We start from the raw sequence: 18,472 nt of genomic DNA on the forward strand, positions 1-18,472 counted from the left end.
CCGCGCCCATATGACGCGGTGTCGGCTTACCAGCGCACCGGCTCTCCGGGCGCCGCCGGCTCCACTGCCAGCGCATGCAACCCCGCATCCAGTTCAGGTTTCAGAAGCTCCGTGATCGCCCGGTGACGCGCCAGCCGTGTCATGCCGGCAAACGACGCGGAAACGATTCTGACCCGCATATGGGTCTCGCCTTCCCCTGTAACGTCAGGGTGATGGCCGGCATGCAGGTGGCTTTCGTTGATGACATCAAGCCGCTCCGGCGCGAACGCCGCGGTGAGCTTCTCTTCGATGGAGGATTGAACTGTCATGAGCCGATCTTGCTGCCTTGAGAAAAAGGTTCCCACCAAGCCAGCAACATTCCCGTTTGTCAATTCTTGTCCTCACCCATTCTGAGCCCCATAATTAGCGCCGTCATGAGACTTGATTCCAAATATTTCGATCGCATCCGCACCCGCCGCAAACGCGAGCAGGAACCCGAACAGGCTCCCCCGTCCTGTCAGTGGGACGGCTGCGACAAGAAAGGCGTGCATCGCGCTCCCGTCGGACGCAATGCCGAGGGGCAGTTCTTTCTCTTCTGCTTCGAGCACGTCAAAGAGTACAACAAGGGCTACAACTATTTCTCCGGCCTCTCGGACGGCGAAATCGCGCGCTACCAGAAGGAAGCGATCACGGGCCACCGCCCGACCTGGACCGTTGGCGTCAACAAGTCGGCCAAGGATAGCCCGATCCAGTCGGATATCCGCTCCGGCGCCTATACACGGGTTCGCGATCCCTTCGGCTTCGTCAAGGAAAACAAGAGCAGCGGCCCGCGCTTTCCCGAGCAGCGAAAGCTGAAGAGCCTTGAAGCCAAGGCCTTCGACACGATGAACCTGGCCGCCAACGCCACGTCGTCGGAGATCAAGAGCCGCTACAAGGAACTGGTGAAGAAGCACCATCCCGACGCAAACGGCGGCGACCGCGGTTCCGAAGAGCGCTTCCGCGCCGTGATCCAGGCCTATCAATTATTGAAGCAGAACGGTTTTTGTTAATTCCCGTCCTTGCTCTTGGTCTTCAATCGGGTATGGTCCAAATCGGCTGAGGCCGCAGGCAACCGCGGCACCTTTTTCCGCGTTTGTCTCACAGGCGCCTCGGCCACTTCCGGACGCGGCGTTTCTTGTCCGGGACTATCGTCAAGAATGCTCGCAGGCGGTGATTTGATCGTCCCCGAGGTTTCGTTTCAGTCCCGGAGAAGCATCGCCGACGTTCAGACATGAGCGCGTGGGATACCACAACGCCATGATCGCGAAACGAGCTGAGACAGTATGGCAGGGTGTCGGCCACCCGCCTTGGAGACATGATGAGCAAGATTGACCTTGATATCTCGGAACTTCCGGACACCACCGTTTCGGTCAGGGAGGTCTTCGGCATCGATTCCGACATCCGCGTTCCGGCCTACAGCCAGGGCAGCGCCTATGTTCCGGATCTCGATCCCGACTATCTCTTCGATCGCGAAACCACGCTCGCCATCATTGCCGGCTTCGCTCATAACCGACGCGTGATGATCTCCGGCTATCACGGCACCGGCAAGTCCTCGCATATCGAGCAGGTCGCCGCCCGCCTCAACTGGCCTTGCGTGCGTATCAACCTCGACAGCCACGTCAGCCGTATCGATCTCGTCGGCAAGGACGCAATCGTCGTCAAGGACGGCCTGCAGGTCACCGAATTCAAGGACGGCATCCTGCCCTGGGCCTACCAGCACAATGTCGCGCTCGTCTTCGACGAATACGACGCCGGCCGCCCCGACGTCATGTTCGTCATCCAGCGCGTTCTGGAATCTTCCGGCCGCCTGACGCTGCTCGACCAGAGCCGCGTCATCCGCCCGCACCCGGCCTTCCGCCTGTTCGCCACCGCCAACACCATCGGCCTCGGCGACACCACCGGCCTCTATCACGGCACCCAGCAGATCAACCAGGCGCAGATGGACCGCTGGTCGATCATCTCGACGCTGAACTACCTGCCGCACGAGCACGAAGTGAACATCGTGGCCGCCAAGGTGAAGAGCTTCGGCAAGGACAAGAACGGCCGCGATACCGTCTCCAAGATGGTCCGCGTCGCCGATCTGACCCGCGCCTCCTTCATGAACGGCGATCTCTCGACCGTCATGAGCCCGCGTACCGTCATCACCTGGGCCGAGAATGCAGAGATCTTCGGCGATCTCGCCTTCGCCTTCCGCGTCACCTTCCTCAACAAGTGCGACGAACTGGAGCGTCCGCTGGTTGCCGAGCACTATCAGCGCGCCTTCGGTGTCGAGCTGAAGGAAAGCGCCGCCAACATCGTCTTGGAGGCCTGAGGCTAACGGATCATGGCAGCGCGTGGTGACAATTCGAAAGCAAAGCCCGGTGCGCCCGTCGACGTGGAGCCGGTGCGCCGGGCGATAACCGGCAGCGTGCGCGCGATCGCCGGCGACGGCGAGGTCGAGGTGACCTTCGCCAACGAGCGGCCGGGCATGACCGCCGAGCGCATCCGCCTGCCGGAACTGTCCAAGCGCCCGACGATGCACGAGCTTGCGGTCACCCGCGGGCTCGGCGATTCGATGGCGCTGCGTCTCGCCTGCCATGACGAGAAGGTGCACGCGACGATGGCGCCGCAAGGCTCCGACGCCCGCGCCATCTTCGATGCCGTAGAGCAGGCGCGCGTGGAATCGATCGGTGCACTGCGCATGGAAGGCGTGGCCAGCAATCTGCGCTCGATGACCACGGAGAAATACGCCAAGGCCAATTTCTCCGGCATCGAACGCCAGGAAGACGCGCCCGTCGGCGAAGCCGTCGCCATGATGGTGCGCGAAAAGCTGACAGGCGAAAAGCCGCCGGAATCGGCCGGCAAGGTGCTCGATCTCTGGCGCTCCTTCATCGAGGACAAGGCCGGCAAGGATCTCGAGAACCTGACGGGCGTCATCAACGACCAGCAGGCCTTCTCCAAGGTCATCCGCAACATGCTCACGGCCATGGAAATGGCCGAGGAGTATGGCGACGACGACAGCGATCCTGACTCTGACGACCAGCAGGACGAGGAAGACAAGCCGAGCGGCGAAGACCAGAACGACGACGATGTCGAGGACGATGCCGGCTCGGATGCGGCCCCCGTCGAGGACAGCGAAGTCGCCGACGAGCAGATGGAGGACGGCGAGACCGAAGGCGCCGAGATCTCCGACGACGACATGCAGGAAGAGGGCGAGGACGACTCGGAGACGCCGGGCGAAACCCGCCGTCCCAACACGCCCTTCGACGACTTCAACGAGAAGGTCGACTACCACGTCTTCACCGAGGAGTTCGACGAGACCATCACCGCCGAGGAACTGTGTGACGCCGCCGAGCTGGAGCGCCTGCGCGCCTTCCTCGACAAGCAGCTCGCCCATCTCCAGGGCGCCGTCGGTCGCCTCGCCAACCGCCTGCAGCGCCGCCTGATGGCGCAGCAGAACCGCTCCTGGGATTTCGACCTCGAAGAGGGCTATCTCGATCCGGCCCGCCTGACGCGCCTGATCATCGACCCCACCCAGGCGCTCTCCTTCAAGAAGGAGCGCGACACGCAGTTCCGCGATACGGTCGTGACGCTTCTGATCGACAATTCCGGCTCCATGCGCGGCCGCCCGATCACGGTTGCCGCCACCTGCGCCGACATTCTTGCCCGCACGCTCGAGCGCTGCGGCGTCAAGGTCGAGATCCTCGGCTTCACCACCAAGGCGTGGAAGGGCGGACAGGCGCGTGAACAGTGGCTCGCCAACGGCAAGCCGCAGACGCCGGGCCGCCTCAACGACCTCCGCCACATCATCTACAAGTCCGCCGACGCCCCATGGCGCCGCTCGCGCACCAATCTCGGCCTGATGATGCGCGAAGGCCTGCTCAAGGAAAACATCGACGGCGAGGCGCTGATGTGGGCGCATAACCGCCTGATCGCGCGGCGCGAGCAGCGCAAGATCCTGATGATGATCTCCGACGGCGCGCCGGTCGACGACTCCACGCTCTCGGTCAATCCAGGCAACTATCTGGAGCGCCACCTGCGCGCGGTGATCGAGCGCATCGAGACCCGCTCTCCGGTCGAGCTCCTCGCCATCGGCATCGGCCACGACGTCACGCGCTACTATCGCCGCGCCGTGACCATCGTCGATGCCGACGAGTTGGCAGGCGCCATGACCGAACAGCTGGCCTCGCTCTTCGAGGACCAGGCGGCGCAACCGCGCGGCGGACGCGCCCGCCGCGCCGGCTGATCGCCCATGAAGCAACTGGCTCCGGCGTTCCGAACCCGTTTCGCTGGAGCCCTCATGCTGGCCGCCTCACTTGCGGCCGGCACGCCCGCCTTGGCCGAAACGCCGGCGGCGGAAGTGAAAAGCAGCATCATCTCGAACTTCAAGATCGGCTCAGACGAGAAGCGCTTCGGGCCTTTCGAATTCGTCGGCGGCCTGGAAATGGTCTCCCCCAACCGTCTTTTCGGCTCGCTGTCCTCCATCCGTTTCCGCGATGACCAGAAGCATTTCCTCGGTGTACTCGATACCGGCCACTGGATGACCGGCCGCATCGAGCGCGGCGCGGACGGCAGCCTGAGCGGGCTTGCCGATGTCGAGATCACGCCGATGCGCGACCGCGTCGGCAAGATCCTCGAGGGCAAGGCATTGATGGACGCCGAGGGTGTCGCGCTGAAGGACGGCAAGGTTCTGGTCTCATATGAGCAGTTTCACCGCGTCGATCTCTATCCCGACCCCGGTTTCGAGACCTCGCGCGCGCTCGACACGCTCCCCATCCCTTTCGAGAAGAAGCAACTGCGCGCCAACCGCGGCTTCGAGACGATCGCCGTCTCGCCCGCGTCAAGCCCGCTCAAAGGCGGCACGCTGATCGTCGCCGAGCGCAGCCTTGACGATGATGGCAACGCCTATGCCGCGATCCTGGACGGACCTCTGAAAGGTAAGCTGGCGCTTGCCCATTACGGCGACTTCGACGCAACCGACGGCGCCTTCCTGCCGAATGGCGATCTCCTGCTGCTGGAGCGCCGCTTCAATCTGGCTGAGGGCATCGGCATGCGCATCCGCCGCATCAAGTCGGCCGATATCAAGCCCGGCAGCGTCATGGATGGCGAGATCCTGATCCAGGGCGATTTCGGCTACCAGATCGACAACATGGAAGGTCTCGACACCTTCACCGCCGCCGACGGCAGCACCCATGTCATTCTCGTCTCCGACGACAACCACTCGATCCTCCAGCGCAACCTGATGCTGGAGTTCAAGCTGGACGAGCGGCGGCCCGGCCCATCGGCCGACACCGCCGCCTCGCATTAAGAGAGCGCGTCAGCCCTCGAAGTAAGCATGTCGGTCGAGATCGGCGATCAGCCCCTGATGCTTGGGCTCCCAGCCGAGCGTTTCCCGCGTCCAGGCGCTGGACGCCCGGTTGTTGATTGACGCGAAATGCGTGAACCAGCCGAAATGCTCCGCAGCCTCTTCAGTCGACTTTGAGACGACAGGCAGACCAAGCCTCTTGCCGATGACGCCGGCGATCTCGCGAAACGGGATCCCCTCCTCCGCCACGCCATGGTAACGCGCGCCCGCCTGCGCCTTCTCCAGAGCGAGACGGTACAGGCTGCCGGTATCGAGACGATGCACCGCCGGCCAATGGTTCATGCCCTCGCCGATATGGGCCGAGGCGCCTTTCTCGCGCGCGAGGCCGATGACGATAGGCACGAAGCCATGGTCGCCATCGCCATGCACAGAGGGCGGAAGACGGACCACCGAGGCGCTGAGGCCATCCGGCACCATTGACAGCGCGGCCTTCTCCGAGACGCGCGGAATGGCCGACGACGAGGGTGCAGCCATTTCTTCCGTGGCGACCGCGCCCGGCGCCAGCAGACCCGTGCCCGAGGTCACGACCATATGCCGCCCGGAGCCCGAGAGCACCTTGCCCATCGCCTCAATGGCGCGCCCGTCGATCTCGCAATTCTCCTTGAACTTGGAGAAGTCGTGGATGAAGCCCGTATGGATCACGCCGTCGCAGGCATCAGCCCCCCGGCGCAGGCTGTCGAGATCCTCAAGATCGCCGCGATGAGCCTTGGCCCCCGTAGCCTCCAGCGAGGCAGCCGAAGCATCCGAGCGGGCGAGACCGAGCACCTGATGGCCGGCCTGAATGAGATCCTGAACGACGGCCGAGCCGACAAAGCCGGTGGCACCGGTAACGAAAACGCGCATGGTCATCTCCTTGCTTGCTGCAACGCGCCCGCCGATGCGAGCGTGTCGAGTGCGGGCGTGTCGAGGAGAAGCTAGGACCTTGAGGCGATACGGTCCATGTTATATTGTCCGGAATATCTTCGCGATCGTCCGGAGTTTTCAATGGATCCCCTGTCAAACGTCCTCTCGCTGCTGAAGCCGCAGAACTATCTCTCCGCCGGCATGGAGGCGGGCGGCGATTGGGCGATCCAGTTTCCGGACCAGCAAGGCGGCATCAAGTGCGGCGCCATCGTCTCTGGCACCTGCTGGCTGAGCGTCGAGGGTATTGAGGATCCGGTACATCTGCGCCCCGGCGACAGCTTTCTGCTCCCGCGCGGCCGGCCGTTCAGGCTCGCCACCGATCTCGCGCTCGAACCGCTCCCGGCGGCAGCCATCTTCCTCGGCCCACGCAAGGATGGCATCGTCTCCTTGAACGACGGCCGCGATTTCTCGATCGTCAGCTGCCGCTTCGGCCTTGCCGGCAGTCACGCCGATATCCTGCTGAGAATGCTGCCGCCCATCGTCCTGCTGCGCGACGAGCAGAGCCAGGCGGCCTTGCGCTTTGCCGTCGAGCAGATGATGCAGGAGCTGCGCGCACCGCAGCCGGGCGGCTTCCTGATCGTCGAGCACCTCGCGCACATGATCCTCGTGCAAGCGCTGCGGCTGCATCTGGCGGATCGCTCCAACACCGGCGTCGGCTGGCTCTTCGCGCTGGCCGACCGGCAGATGAGTGCTGCGATATCGGCGATCCACGACAGCCCTGCCGAACGCTGGACGCTGCAGGCGCTTGCCTCGCGCGCCGGCATGTCGCGCTCCACTTTCGCGCAGAAATTCAGGGAAACGGTCGGCACCTCGCCGATGGAGTATCTGGCGCAATGGCGCATGCTGCTTGCCGGCAACCGGCTGGAAAACTCCCGCGACCCGATCTCGGTCATCGCGCCCTCGCTCGGCTACGAGTCCGAGGCGGCCTTCAGCACGGCCTTCAAGCGGATCATGGGCTGCTCGCCCCGGCAATATGTCCGCGACCGCCCGAAAATGGCGACGGCGCTTTCATGATGAAGCGCCGCCGTTAGATTTTATCGAGGATCAGCTGGCCGCGCGGGCGCCCTGCATCGGCCTGAGCACGCTCATCAGCGCGCCATAGGGCAGAAGCATCACGAGACCGACCAGGAGCTTCACCCAGAAATCGCCGATCGCCCAGGAAATCCAGCGCGGCGCCTCGGCGGTGAAAACGCCGAGAACGGGCGACGCCTCAAGCGCGAACGGCTCGTTCGGACCAAGGAAGACGAAGAAGGCCGCGAATGACAGCGAGAAGAAGATCACCGTATCGAGCATCGAGCCCAGCACCGAGCCGACCAGCGGCGCCCGCCACCAGGCCTGCCGGCGCAGCCGGTTGAACAGCGCGATATCGAGCAACTGGCCGGCGAGATAGGCCGTACCGGAAGCGATCGCGATGCGCGGCACCGATGTGAAGAAGGAGAGCGCCACGCCCACGAGGAAGCCGGCAAACACCACCTTGCGCGCCGCCTGCGGCCCGAACTGACGGTTGGTGAGATCGGTGATCAGGAAGGCGACCGGATAGGTGAAAGCACCCCAGGTGAGAAGATCGGCGAGATTGACGCCTGCGAACGTGACGTTCAGCGGGAACTGCACGAGGAAGTTCGACGAGACGACGACAAGCGTCATCAAGGCGACGTAGATAAGGGTATAGCGCGTCTGAAGCATTTTTTTATCCTGGGGTATGCCACCAGTTGGAGGAACAGTCCGGCAAAGCAAAAGGCTTGAACGGGATTATCCGTGCAAGCCTTTTGAAGCCGTATAGCTAAATGTCGGTTATTGCTTAGGCAGCAACAGCCGTTTCAGCGGTCTTCTTGACGATCTGGCGGCGCAGCAGACGGGCGCGCATCGACAGTTCGTTTTCGCTTGCCTTGATGAGGAAAGCATCGAGACCACCGCGATGCTCGACGGTACGCAGAGCAGCAGCCGAAACGCGAAGACGGTAACGCTGGCCGAGCGCGTCGGAGATCAGCGTAACCTGGCACAGGTTCGGGAGGAACCGGCGCTTGGTCTTGTTGTTGGCATGGCTGACATTGTTGCCAACGAGGACTGCCTTGCCGGTCAATTCGCACATGCGGGACATGGGACACCTATTCTTGTTTTTCTCGGCCATCGATTGCCGACCCGCGCAAAGTCGAGCTTGCAATCCATCAGGCCATGATTGGAAAGTTGCGGTTCTATAATCAGACAGACCGTGCACGTCAAGCCAAACCTTGGCCTTTCCGGCGATTCAGTCCAAAAGCCTCGCAATTCCGTCAAAAAGCTTTTGTTCTCTAAAGGCCACGACAGGCGTATAGACCGTATCTCGCGACCTGACCAGCTTACCGAACAAGGTTCAATTCATGGCTCATTGGGGCAAACGCATTTTCATTTCCGCCTTGGCGGGCCTGATGGCCATTCCGGCAGGCGCGGCCGAAGTCGTGCATCATACGGAATACAAGGTCGCGCTCGGCATCATCACCATCGCGCGCGCCGCCTTCATGACCCGCATCGAGGACGACAAGACCTACCGCGTCTCCGGCGACATCAGCTCCGCCGGCCTCGCCGATCTCGTCACCACCATATCGGCCAAGACCAGCGTCGACGGCCGGCTGCGCGGCAACCGCATGCAGGCAGACCATTATCTGCTCTATTACAAGAGCGGCAAGCGCGCCCGCACCTATGATGTCCGCTACTCCAACGGCAACATCACCTCGACCACCGTGAAGCCCCCGCGCAAGCCGCCGCAGAATTGGGTCGACGTGCCCGCAAGCGACATGCGCGCCGTGCTCGACCCCATTTCCGGCCTGATCTTCCCAGCCAACACCAATGTCTGCGCGCAGAAACTGCCGATCTATGACGGCGAGATGCGCATGGATCTCGTTCTGTCGCCGAGCGGATCGAAGGATTTCTCCACCCAGGGCTTCACCGGCAAGGCCACCGTCTGCAACGTGCGCTTCGTGCCGCGCTCGGGCTACAAGAAGGGCCGCAGCGACATCGAGTATCTGAGCAAGAGCAGCCGCATGGAAATCTGGTTTGCCAAGGCCGATGCGGCCAACGTCATAGCGCCTGTCTTCGTTCGCATCCCGACCCAGTACGGACCGGTGACCATCACGGCCGTGAAATACAGCGCAAGCTGACGGAACGACTACGGGCTACGTCAACGGCCTACAAATGAAAAGTGCGGCAATCATGCCGCACCTCTGTTTCTAACGCTGATCCTAACGATCCCGGGCTTCAAAAGCCCAGCAGGCGTATCGCGCACGCCTGCCTGTTGGTGATGAGGCGGCGCGATACTCGCTGCTTGGGAGACATCTCGCAACCGGATCGCCGGGCGAGGCCCGATTAGCGCATCGCGATGACCATCTTGCAGAGCTTGACGAGGCTGCCGTCGAAGCCGCCACCGCCACCGGCGAGGATATCCTTGCAGCGCACCTTCATCTTCGCCCGATCACCTGATGACATGTCGTTGAAGGCCTGAAGCTGCCTGCTATTCATGTTGTTGGTGCTGTTTCGCCCGTTGGTTCCGTTGGTGCCGTTGGTACCATTGGTCGGGTTGTTCGGGTTCTGCGGATCATCGGTACCCGGCAGGCCGAGATTGAGGTTCAGCAGCGTGTTGGTGCCGAGCGCCACCTTGGCCTTCGCCCCCAGCAGGCTGGAGCCGCCGACATTGGCGTTTACGCCCGTGTTGAGCCCGCGCGATCCGCCGACGCTTGCGGTGTTGCTGACGCCGAGGCCGCCACCACTGCCACCACCTATAGAGGTGTTCGTGCCGACACCGCTGGAGCCGCCGACCGACGCCGAGACACCGAGGCCACCACTCGAGTTGCTACCGACGTTTGCATTGACGCCGCTGGCGCCGCCGACCGATGCGGTTGCAACATTGCCGTTTCCGCCGACATTCGCATTGACGCCATTGGCGCCGCCGAGCGATACGCTCAGCCCATTGCTGGTCCCGATGCTGAGACCATTGCTGCCGCCGACGTCAAAGGCGCTCGCGGGCAGCGGAGCCAGCAAAGCGGCGCAACTTACTGCCAGGACAGCATATTTCGATGCACTATAGTTCATTCCAACCTCCACGAGATGCTGCCGGACCCAATGCCCAGGCAGTCGAAACCAATGAAGGGAAGCGCGCATTCCCGAAGCGGCGGTCTGTAACCGAGAGTGGAAGCCAGCCCGCCTCTACATGAAAACAAGCATATGCGTAAATTCTAACATTTCAATGTGTTTCGCGTATAGGTTTTGTAAGCCTCGCAAGACGGATAACATATTATGAACAGCTAATGGAGAATACTGGCACAACCACAGACATATGAAGCCACAAATGGGACGGATTGCAGCAGGATGAGACGGCCAGGTGGAATGAGGCGAAACAGGGGCGTGCGATGTGTACCCGTCCTGGAATATAAGCGCCGATTTATGCAATCAATGATACGCATTCCATCGTTTACCTCGCGCGCCAAAATGAAACGGCCGGCACCGCATTTAAGCGATGCCGGCCGTCTCGATCATTCTGATATGACGATCAGAATTCTTCCCAGCTGTCCGCCACCGGGGCCGCCATGCCGTGCGCCCTGGCGACGCGCGAAACCAGATGCAGAGCCGGCGAGCTCTGCGCCGCCCTGGACGGTGGCCTGATGGCATAGGCCTCGCTGAGCTTGAACTGCGCGATCAGCCCGCGCAGCGTCTCGGCCTCGGCCGCCAGCTTGTGGCTTGCCGCCGTGCTCTCCTCGACCATGGCTGCGTTCTGCTGCGTGGATTGGTCGAGCTGGTTGACCGCCTGATTGATCTCCTTCAGCCCCGTCGCCTGCTCCTTCGAGCCCTCGACGATCGCCACGACATTGACATTGATGTCGTTGACCTGGCTGACGATGGTCTCCAGCGCCTTGCCGGTCTGCCCGACCAGATCGACCCCGTTGCGCACCAACTCGCTGGACTTGGTGATCAGAGACTTGATCTCCTTGGCAGCACTTGCGGAGCGCTGCGCCAGTTCGCGCACCTCCTGCGCCACGACCGCGAAGCCCTTGCCCGCCTCGCCCGCGCGCGCCGCCTCGACACCGGCGTTCAGCGCGAGAAGATTGGTCTGGAACGCGATGTCGTCGATCACGCCGATGATATTGGTGATCTCACGAGACGATTGCTCGATCTGGTCCATCGCCGCCACGGCGCTGCGAACGACCTGGCCGGATTGCTCGGCCCCCTTCTTGGTTTGCGATACCAGCTTGCCGGCCTCGTCGGCACGATGGCTGGAATCGTTGACCGTGGTGGTGATCTCCTCCAGCGCCGCCGCCGTCTCCTCGACGGAGGCCGCCTGCTGTTCCGTGCGCTTCGAGAAGGAATCGGCCGTCGAGCCGATCTCCCGCGAGCCGGCCGCGATCGCATGCGCGTTTTCGCCGACGGTCTTCATCGTCTCGGAGAGCCGGGCGATCGTCGCGTTGAAATCATGCCGCAGCTGCTCCATCGAGGGCACGAAGGCTGTCTCCACCGTCTTCGTCAGGTCGCCCTCGGAAAGCCCGCGCAGCGCCTGCCCAAGCAGGCTGATGGCGCTCATGCGCTGCGTCACGTCGGTGGCGAACTTCACCACCTTGTAGACCCGGCCATTGGCATCGGTGATCGGATTATAGGCCGCCTGGATCCAGATCTCCTTGCCGCCCTTGCCATAGCGAACGAACTCGTTGGCGATAAACTCGCCCGCCGCCAGCCGGCGCCAGAAGTTGGCGTATTCCTCGGTGCGCGCGTAGGATGGTTCGCAGAACATGCTGTGATGCTTGCCGACGATCTCATTCAGCGAATAGCCGAGACCGTTGCAGAAGTTTTCGTTGGCCGTGATGATCTCGCCTGTCGGCTTGAACTCGATGACCGCCTGCGAACGCGAGATCGCGTCCAGCTTGCCGGCGTCCTCGACCGCCTTGTTCTTGGCATCCGTAATGTCGGACGCGAGCTTCACCACCTTGAACGGCTTGCCGTGCTTGAAAACCGGGTTGTAGGAAGCCTGGATCCAGATCTCCCGCCCGCCCTTCGCCAGCCGCTTGTAGGCGCCCGCATCATATTCGCCCCGGCCAAGCCGGGCCCAAAAATCGCGATACTCCTGCGATGCCGCCAGCGCCGGCTCGCAGAACATGGCGTGGTGCTTGCCGACGATGTCGGAAAGGCTGTAGCCGAGAGCATTGCAGAAATTCTCGTTCGCCTTCAGCACATTGCCTTTCAGATCGAACTCGATGATTGCTTGCGATTTTGAAATCGCACCGAGGATATATCCCGCATCAGATGCCAGACCGAACATTCCCATCCCCTTGCCTGCGACGCCAGCCATTGGCGTTGCGCGTTGTTAGGAGAGGCATCGGGAACGCGTTCCTTCGAAGATCTATGGGGCAAATCCTGACAGCAAATAACAACTATCTCAGATCGCATCCACCGAAGCTCTCACAACCGATGATCATGCCGCGAGAGTTAACGCCCGGTATACAACCAATATCTAATTTAAGGTCGAAACCCTGCGAAAACTCATAGTGTATTTCTTATATTTCAGGGACAGCGCGACCGCCCAATGAAAAAGGGCGCCCCGAGGGACGCCCTTTTGAACATGTCGACTACTCAAGCCGTAACGGCTTATTCCGAAGCCGCATCAGCCATGGCAGGCGCTTCACCTGCGCCGGCATCGCCTTCAGCTGCCGCTTCGCCTTCGGCGCGACGCGGACGACGCGGACGCGGGGTGGCTGCGCGGCGGCGCGGCTGGCGGGTCGTTGCCGCACCGCTTTCCTCGTCCATCGATACCTCGGCCGGAATGCCTTCGATCTCCGGCTGCGGGCCGGTACCGTCGATCACTTCAGGCTGGGGCTGGGCTGCGGCTGCAACCGGTGCCGGACGCTCCTCGCGACGGCGCGGCTGGCGAGCCGGGCGCTCTTCGCTGCGGGGCTGCTCCTCGGCGCGCGGCTGCGGCTGGGGCTGCTCTTCGCTGCGCGGCTGCTCATCGCTCTGACGGCGTGGCTGCTCTTCGTCGCGGCGCTGGCGCTGCTCGTTGTTGAAGCGGCGCTCGTCCGAACGGCGGCCCTGCTGCTCGTCATTTTGACGGCGCGGCTGCTCATCGTTGTTGCGGCGCTGCTGGTGCTCCTGCTGCTGGCGCGGAGGCTGAACGACCACGACGTCGTCATTGTCGCCGCCATCCATCTCGTCGCCATCGCGCTCACTGCCGTCGCGGTCGAATTCGCCGCGGTCGTCGCGCTGGAAGCGTTCCTGCATCTGCGCCTGTGCGGCGGCAATGATGCGGTAGTAGTGTTCGGCGTGCTGCAGGTAGTTTTCAGCCATGACACGGTCGCCGGAGCTCTGCGCATCGCGACCGAGCTGCGAGTATTTTTCAGCGATGTGCTGCGCGGTGCCGCGGATCTTCACGTCTGGGCCGGAGCTGTCGTAGGTCCGCGTCAGCGGATTGCCGCCCTTGCGGTTGAAATTGTTATTGTTGTTATTGTTATTTCCGCCGCCGCCGCCGTTATTGTTGGTACGCCCGCGACCGCGTTTGTTCTGCTGTCCTGGCCTCATCGATCGTTCACCTGAATTCTCTGTTTGTGTGGAGTGATGGCACCGTCAACCGTGGTCGTTCGTCCGACTCAGGGTATTCGTGCCGCAAGCATAATGCGCCTTTGCGCCAACCTGCCGCTTGTTCTCAAGTCAGTTTGACTGATTCACGCATTGGGTCGTCTTCAACCTTTGAAACTCTCGTTTAAGAGAGTGGACCCCCGAGGCCGAGCTAGCTTCGAACGAACAATCGTTCTGACCTATCTCTCCAATACGTGGGGGCAACCTATATTGCTTCCCGTTTAAATCCAAGCCTTTTCTTCGCAATGACACCAATGGACTAGTCTATTCAGCCGCTTGTTGCCGATCAGCTACGGGCGAACACGAGCACACGGTCGTTGTGGCCGTAATCCTTCACCGATTCCAAGCATTTGAAGCCTTCAGCCTCAAAAACTTCGGTCACTTCCGTTCGCTGATCGTAGCCTATCTCAAGCCCTATAACACCGTCTGGATGCATGAACCTTGCGGCATCCTTGGCAATGGAACGGTAGGCGTCAAGCCCATCCATGCCGCCATCCAGTGCGGCGGCCGGATCAAATTTTGTCACTTCGGGAGCAAGAGTGTCAACGACACTGGACGCTATATAGGGCGGATTTGAGACAATAGCGTGAAACTTCCCGTCTATGGCCTGAAACCAGCTGGATCGCACCGCCTTGAAGCGCTGCTGCAGCCCGTTTCTTTCCGCGTTGGATTGCGCCGTCTTCAGCGCGTCAACGGATATATCGCTGCCGATGCCCGATGCCTCGGGACATTCCTTGAGCAGCGCGAGGCATATCGCCCCGGTTCCCGTTCCCATATCCAGTATATGGAGATCGCCATGCTTACCCGCAAGGTCTCTCATATAAGGAAGCATGGTATCGACGAGGATTTCGGTATCCGGCCGCGGCTCCAGCGTCTCCGCCGAAAGCGACAAGGGCAGGCCGTAGAACTCGCGCTCGCCCAAGATTCGATGCACCGGCTCATGCGCCAGCCTGCGGGTGATCGCGTCCTCGATCCGCACGGCGGCCGCGTCCTCGACCACATCACCACCCCGCGTCAGCATCTCGGTCGTCGTGAGCTCAAGCAGCCCCGAGATCAGCACCCGCGCGTCGGCGGCCGGATCGGCCACGCCGGCCTCGGTGAAGCGTCGCCGCGCCTCGGCCAGAAGCTGGGAAACCGTCGCGCCGACCTGTTTCCCTTGATCGCTCATGGCTGCTGCTCGCCGAGCTGCGACAGCTGGCTCGCCTGGTAGTCGGCCATCAGCGCATCGACGATCTCGTCGATTTCGCCGACCATCATACGGTCGAGCTTGTAGAGCGTCAGGTTGATGCGGTGGTCGGTGACGCGCCCCTGCGGGAAATTATAGGTGCGGATACGCTCGGAACGGTCGCCGGAGCCGACCTGGCTCTTGCGATCGGCGGAGCGCTCGCTGTCGGCGCGCTGGCGTTCGGCGTCGTAAAGGCGCGAGCGAAGAACCTGCATCGCCTTGGCGCGGTTCTGGTGCTGCGATTTCTCCGAGCTGGTGACGACGATACCCGTCGGCAAATGGGTGATACGAACAGCCGAGTCGGTCGTGTTGACGTGCTGGCCACCGGCGCCCGACGAGCGCATCGTGTCGATGCGGATATCTTCCGCCCGGATCTCGATGTCGATCTCCTCGGCCTCCGGCAGCACGGCAACGGTCGCAGCCGACGTATGGATACGCCCGCCCGCTTCCGTCTCCGGCACGCGCTGCACACGGTGTACGCCGGATTCGAACTTCAGCTTGGCGAACACGCCCTTGCCGGTGATCGTCGCGATGATTTCCTTGAAGCCGCCGGCTTCACCCTCGCTGGAAGAGAGAACCTCGACCTTCCAGCCGTGCGCCGCCGCATACCGCTCGTACATGCGAAACAGATCGCCCGCGAACAGCGCCGCCTCCGAGCCGCCGGTGCCGGCGCGGATTTCGAGGATGGCGCTCTTTTCATCGGCCGCGTCCTTGGGCAGCAGCAGGATCTGGATTTCCTGTTCCAGCGCCTCGATCCGCTCCTTGACCTCGGGAAGCTCCATCTCGGCCATATCCCGCATCTCGCGGTCGACGGACTTGTCGTCGAGCAGCGTCTCGAGATCGGCAAGCTCCGACAGCGCCTTCTCGTAGGCACGGATCTTGGTCACGACGGGCTGCAGCTCGGCATATTCGGAGGCAAGCTTGACGTAGACGTCGGCCGAAGGGCCGGCCGACATGCGCGCTTCGATCTCGCCGAAGCGGCGTTCCAGCTCGCGCATCTTTTCAACGGGAAGCTTCGCCACCCTCACTCCAATTCTGTTTGTCTCTGGCTACAGAGGGATGTTGTGTGTTTCGGCGAAATGGGCAAGCAGTTCGCGGATCGATGTCGGCGTCGTCGTATCGTCGAGCGCCTCGTGCATCGCCTTGGACAGTGCGCCTACGTCGAGGCCGAGCAGCATTGCCTTGACCGGGCCGATCGAGGCCGGCGACATCGACACCGAGCGGAAGCCGATGCCAAGCAGCGCCATGGCCGAAATCGGCTTGCCCGCCAGTTCGCCGCAGAGCGTTACCGGCGTGTTGTTGCGCTCGCCTGCCCGCACGATATCGCGCAGGATACGCAGGAACGGCTTGTCCAGCGTGTCGAAACGATCGGAGACCCTGGCATTGCCACGGTCGACGGCCATCGAGAACTGGAACAGATCGTTGGAACCGACCGACACGAAATCGACCGCCGCCATCAGCTCGTCCAGCTGCCACAGCAGAGCCGGCACTTCCAGCATGGCGCCGAACTGCAGCTTGCGCGGCAGCCCGTGGCCGAAGCGCGACAGACGCTGTACTTCCTTCTGCAGCAGTTCGCGCACCGCGGTGATCTCCGATACCTCGGTCACCATCGGCACCATCAGCTTCAGTTCCATGCCGGCGGCTGCCTTCAGCATGGCGCGCAGCTGCGTGCGCAGAAGACCGGGGCGGTCGAGCGACAGGCGGATCGCCCGCCAGCCAAGCGCCGGATTCTCTTCCTCATGGCCGCGGAAATAGGGCACGACCTTGTCGCCGCCGATATCGAGCGTGCGGAAGGTCACCGACCGGCCAGCGGCCTGCTTCAAGACGTTGCGGTAAAACTGCTCCTGCTCTTCCGCCTTCGGAAGCGTGGAGGCGATCATGAACTGCAGCTCGGTGCGGAAGAGCCCGATGCCCTCGGCGCCCGATTCCGACAGCTGCGGCAGATCGACCAGCAGGCCGGCATTCATCTGCAGCGACACGCGCTGCCCGTCCTTGGTGAGCGGCTCGACCGCGCGCAAGGCCCGGAACTGCTCCTGACGGCGGGCGCGGAACCGCACCTTCTCCTCGTAGGAGCGCTGATGCTCCGGCAGCGGCCGCAGATGCACATGGCCGCCATCGCTGTCGATGATTACGGCGTCGCCATTGTCGGCCAGCGCCACGATCCCGGCCGCCTGGCCGATGACGGGAATACCCATGGCACGTGCGACGATGACGACATGGCTGGTCACGGCGCCCTCTTCGAGCACCAGGCCGCGCACATTGGCGCGCGGATAGTCGAGCAGTTCGGCGGCACCCATGGCGCGCGCCAGGATGATCGCGTCCCCAGGGAAGCCATCGCCCGAGGTGCGGCCGGTATAGCCCGTCAGCTGGCGCAGCAGGCGGTTCGCCAGATCCTCGAAATCATGCATCCGCTCGCGCAGATAAGGGTCCGTCAGGCGCATCATCCGCGCCTTGGTGTCGCTCTGCACCTTCTCGACCGCGGCTTCCGCCGTCAGGCCGTTGCGGATCGCCTCTTCGAGCTTGCGCACCCATCCCTGGTCATGCGCGAACATGCGGTAGGTCTCAAGCACCTCGCGGTGCTCACCCTCCATCGAGACGTCGCGCTGCGACAAGAGATCGTCGATCGAGATGCGCAGCGAACCCAGCGCTTCGGCAAGCCGGCGGATTTCCTTGTCGGCATCGTCGTTGAGCAGATTGGTGACGACGATGCGCGGCTCGTGCAGCACGACATAGCCGAGGCCGATGCCTTCATTATAGGTGTCGCCATCGATGGTGACAGAGCGGGTGAGATCGAGCTCGAGCCCCGGCTTGGTGAGCTTCTTCAGCTCGCCGGTGGCAATCATCTCGGCCAGCACCATCGCCGTCGTTTCGAGCGCTTCCAGCTCCTCGTCGCGATAGTTGCGGCTGGCCTTGTTCTGCACGACGAGAACGCCGAGCGAGCGGCCGGCGCGCAGGATCGGCACACCGAGGAACGAATGATAGATCTCTTCGCCCGTCTCCGGCAGGTAGCGGAAGGCGGGGTGCGATTGCGCGTCGGAGAGATTGAGAGGGGCGGCCGATGCGGCGATCGTGCCAACGAGGCCCTGCCCCATTTTCAGCTGCGCCAGGTGGACAGCTTCGCGGTTCAGACCTTCGGTTGCATAGAGTTCGAGCACGCCGTCGGAACGCAGAACGTAGACGGAGCAAACCTCCGCCACCATGTTGCTGGCGATCTGGCGAACGATCCGGTCAAGACGCTCTTGTGGCTCCAGCGGCTCCGCCATCAACTCGCGCAGCCGCTTGAGCAGCACGCGCGGACCGCCGGAAAGGTCTCTCATTGCGTCTCAAGCTCCAAAAACAGAAGGCAAAGTGGCCCGGCAGATCACCGCGCCACTAATCAACTTGTACGCGCGGCG

16 protein-coding genes are annotated in these 18,472 nt (G+C 62.6%); 6 read left to right on the forward strand and 10 right to left on the reverse strand.

Annotated elements, in window-relative coordinates; genetic code table 11:
• Positions 1 to 26: 26 nt before the first annotated feature.
• Entirely contained in the window at positions 27 to 308 is a 282-nt protein-coding gene (locus tag ACVTFQ_RS15790; RefSeq protein ID WP_047508549.1) for a BolA family protein, read from the reverse strand.
• A 105-nt stretch (positions 309 to 413) separates the two neighbouring features.
• Between ACVTFQ_RS15790 and ACVTFQ_RS15795 the strand changes: the two genes are divergently transcribed.
• The 4 genes from ACVTFQ_RS15795 (at position 414) to ACVTFQ_RS15810 (ending at position 5,305) form a co-directional block, all read left to right on the forward strand.
• Complete coding sequence (locus ACVTFQ_RS15795; RefSeq protein WP_018901559.1) at positions 414 to 1,028, forward strand: J domain-containing protein; 615 nt, start codon at positions 414 to 416, stop codon at positions 1,026 to 1,028.
• A 308-nt stretch (positions 1,029 to 1,336) separates the two neighbouring features.
• Positions 1,337 to 2,329 (forward strand): cobaltochelatase subunit CobS, encoded by a 993-nt coding sequence (gene cobS, locus ACVTFQ_RS15800; protein WP_018901558.1) that lies wholly within the window; start codon positions 1,337 to 1,339, stop codon positions 2,327 to 2,329.
• Positions 2,330 to 2,341: 12 nt separating this feature from the next.
• Positions 2,342 to 4,243: a cobaltochelatase subunit CobT gene (cobT, locus tag ACVTFQ_RS15805; protein ID WP_111564855.1), complete on the forward strand. Its 1,902-nt coding sequence runs from the start codon at positions 2,342 to 2,344 to the stop codon at positions 4,241 to 4,243.
• 54 nt (positions 4,244 to 4,297) lie between these two features.
• A complete protein-coding gene (locus ACVTFQ_RS15810) occupies positions 4,298 to 5,305 on the forward strand; it encodes an esterase-like activity of phytase family protein (RefSeq protein WP_111564854.1) in 1,008 nt (335 codons plus the stop codon).
• A 9-nt stretch (positions 5,306 to 5,314) separates the two neighbouring features.
• Here ACVTFQ_RS15810 and ACVTFQ_RS15815 read toward each other — a convergent pair whose 3' ends face one another.
• Positions 5,315 to 6,205, reverse strand: coding sequence for an SDR family oxidoreductase (locus ACVTFQ_RS15815; RefSeq protein WP_111564853.1), 891 nt, complete (start codon positions 6,203 to 6,205; stop codon positions 5,315 to 5,317).
• Between the two features lie 141 nt (positions 6,206 to 6,346).
• On the opposite strand from ACVTFQ_RS15815, the gene ACVTFQ_RS15820 reads away from it, so the two are divergent.
• Positions 6,347 to 7,279, forward strand: coding sequence for an AraC family transcriptional regulator (locus ACVTFQ_RS15820; RefSeq protein WP_111564852.1), 933 nt, complete (start codon positions 6,347 to 6,349; stop codon positions 7,277 to 7,279).
• Between the two features lie 30 nt (positions 7,280 to 7,309).
• Here the strand turns inward: ACVTFQ_RS15820 and ACVTFQ_RS15825 are convergent, their stop codons facing one another.
• The gene (locus ACVTFQ_RS15825) at positions 7,310 to 7,948 is read right to left on the reverse strand and encodes a queuosine precursor transporter (protein WP_111564851.1); all 639 of its coding nucleotides are present in this window, start codon (positions 7,946 to 7,948) and stop codon (positions 7,310 to 7,312) included.
• A 115-nt stretch (positions 7,949 to 8,063) separates the two neighbouring features.
• Positions 8,064 to 8,363, reverse strand: a complete 300-nt coding sequence (gene rpmB, locus ACVTFQ_RS15830; RefSeq protein WP_026283561.1) for a 50S ribosomal protein L28 — start codon at positions 8,361 to 8,363, stop codon at positions 8,064 to 8,066.
• A 259-nt stretch (positions 8,364 to 8,622) separates the two neighbouring features.
• Between rpmB and ACVTFQ_RS15835 the strand changes: the two genes are divergently transcribed.
• Positions 8,623 to 9,399: a DUF3108 domain-containing protein gene (locus tag ACVTFQ_RS15835; RefSeq protein WP_111564850.1), complete on the forward strand. Its 777-nt coding sequence runs from the start codon at positions 8,623 to 8,625 to the stop codon at positions 9,397 to 9,399.
• 205 nt (positions 9,400 to 9,604) lie between these two features.
• Here ACVTFQ_RS15835 and ACVTFQ_RS15840 read toward each other — a convergent pair whose 3' ends face one another.
• From ACVTFQ_RS15840 to ptsP, 6 genes are all read right to left on the reverse strand, one after another.
• Entirely contained in the window at positions 9,605 to 10,327 is a 723-nt protein-coding gene (locus ACVTFQ_RS15840) for a hypothetical protein (RefSeq protein WP_111564849.1), read from the reverse strand.
• Positions 10,328 to 10,784: 457 nt separating this feature from the next.
• Complete coding sequence (locus ACVTFQ_RS15845) at positions 10,785 to 12,542, reverse strand: methyl-accepting chemotaxis protein (RefSeq protein WP_047508561.1); 1,758 nt, start codon at positions 12,540 to 12,542, stop codon at positions 10,785 to 10,787.
• 326 nt (positions 12,543 to 12,868) lie between these two features.
• Entirely contained in the window at positions 12,869 to 13,795 is a 927-nt protein-coding gene (locus ACVTFQ_RS15850) for a DUF4167 domain-containing protein (protein ID WP_111564848.1), read from the reverse strand.
• A gap of 343 nt (positions 13,796 to 14,138) precedes the next feature.
• Positions 14,139 to 15,020, reverse strand: a complete 882-nt coding sequence (gene prmC, locus ACVTFQ_RS15855) for a peptide chain release factor N(5)-glutamine methyltransferase (RefSeq protein ID WP_111564847.1) — start codon at positions 15,018 to 15,020, stop codon at positions 14,139 to 14,141.
• Positions 15,017 to 16,099, reverse strand: coding sequence for a peptide chain release factor 1 (gene prfA, locus ACVTFQ_RS15860; protein ID WP_047508567.1), 1,083 nt, complete (start codon positions 16,097 to 16,099; stop codon positions 15,017 to 15,019). The genes prmC and prfA overlap by 4 nt, the downstream gene beginning before the upstream one ends.
• A 27-nt stretch (positions 16,100 to 16,126) precedes the next feature.
• A complete protein-coding gene (gene ptsP / locus ACVTFQ_RS15865) occupies positions 16,127 to 18,394 on the reverse strand; it encodes a phosphoenolpyruvate--protein phosphotransferase (RefSeq protein ID WP_111564846.1) in 2,268 nt (755 codons plus the stop codon).
• Positions 18,395 to 18,472: the final 78 nt, after the last annotated feature.

Source organism: Rhizobium sp. O111, from assembly GCF_055616315.1.

Excerpts from the sequence above, each read along its gene's own strand:
- ACVTFQ_RS15820 (WP_111564852.1), top strand. The coding sequence starts at position 6,347 with ATGGATCCCCTGTCAAACGTCCTCTCGCTGCTGAAGCCGCAGAACTAT.
- ACVTFQ_RS15815 (WP_111564853.1), bottom strand. The coding sequence starts at position 6,205 with ATGCGCGTTTTCGTTACCGGTGCCACCGGCTTTGTCGGCTCGGCCGTC.
- prmC (WP_111564847.1), bottom strand. The coding sequence starts at position 15,020 with ATGAGCGATCAAGGGAAACAGGTCGGCGCGACGGTTTCCCAGCTTCTG.
- ptsP (WP_111564846.1), bottom strand. The coding sequence starts at position 18,394 with ATGAGAGACCTTTCCGGCGGTCCGCGCGTGCTGCTCAAGCGGCTGCGC.
- ACVTFQ_RS15825 (WP_111564851.1), bottom strand. The coding sequence starts at position 7,948 with ATGCTTCAGACGCGCTATACCCTTATCTACGTCGCCTTGATGACGCTT.
- cobT (WP_111564855.1), top strand. The coding sequence starts at position 2,342 with ATGGCAGCGCGTGGTGACAATTCGAAAGCAAAGCCCGGTGCGCCCGTC.
- ACVTFQ_RS15835 (WP_111564850.1), top strand. The coding sequence starts at position 8,623 with ATGGCTCATTGGGGCAAACGCATTTTCATTTCCGCCTTGGCGGGCCTG.
- ACVTFQ_RS15845 (WP_047508561.1), bottom strand. The coding sequence starts at position 12,542 with ATGTTCGGTCTGGCATCTGATGCGGGATATATCCTCGGTGCGATTTCA.
- ACVTFQ_RS15795 (WP_018901559.1), top strand. The coding sequence starts at position 414 with ATGAGACTTGATTCCAAATATTTCGATCGCATCCGCACCCGCCGCAAA.
- rpmB (WP_026283561.1), bottom strand. The coding sequence starts at position 8,363 with ATGTCCCGCATGTGCGAATTGACCGGCAAGGCAGTCCTCGTTGGCAAC.
- ACVTFQ_RS15850 (WP_111564848.1), bottom strand. The coding sequence starts at position 13,795 with ATGAGGCCAGGACAGCAGAACAAACGCGGTCGCGGGCGTACCAACAAT.
- ACVTFQ_RS15810 (WP_111564854.1), top strand. The coding sequence starts at position 4,298 with ATGCTGGCCGCCTCACTTGCGGCCGGCACGCCCGCCTTGGCCGAAACG.
- cobS (WP_018901558.1), top strand. The coding sequence starts at position 1,337 with ATGAGCAAGATTGACCTTGATATCTCGGAACTTCCGGACACCACCGTT.
- ACVTFQ_RS15790 (WP_047508549.1), bottom strand. The coding sequence starts at position 308 with ATGACAGTTCAATCCTCCATCGAAGAGAAGCTCACCGCGGCGTTCGCG.
- ACVTFQ_RS15840 (WP_111564849.1), bottom strand. The coding sequence starts at position 10,327 with ATGAACTATAGTGCATCGAAATATGCTGTCCTGGCAGTAAGTTGCGCC.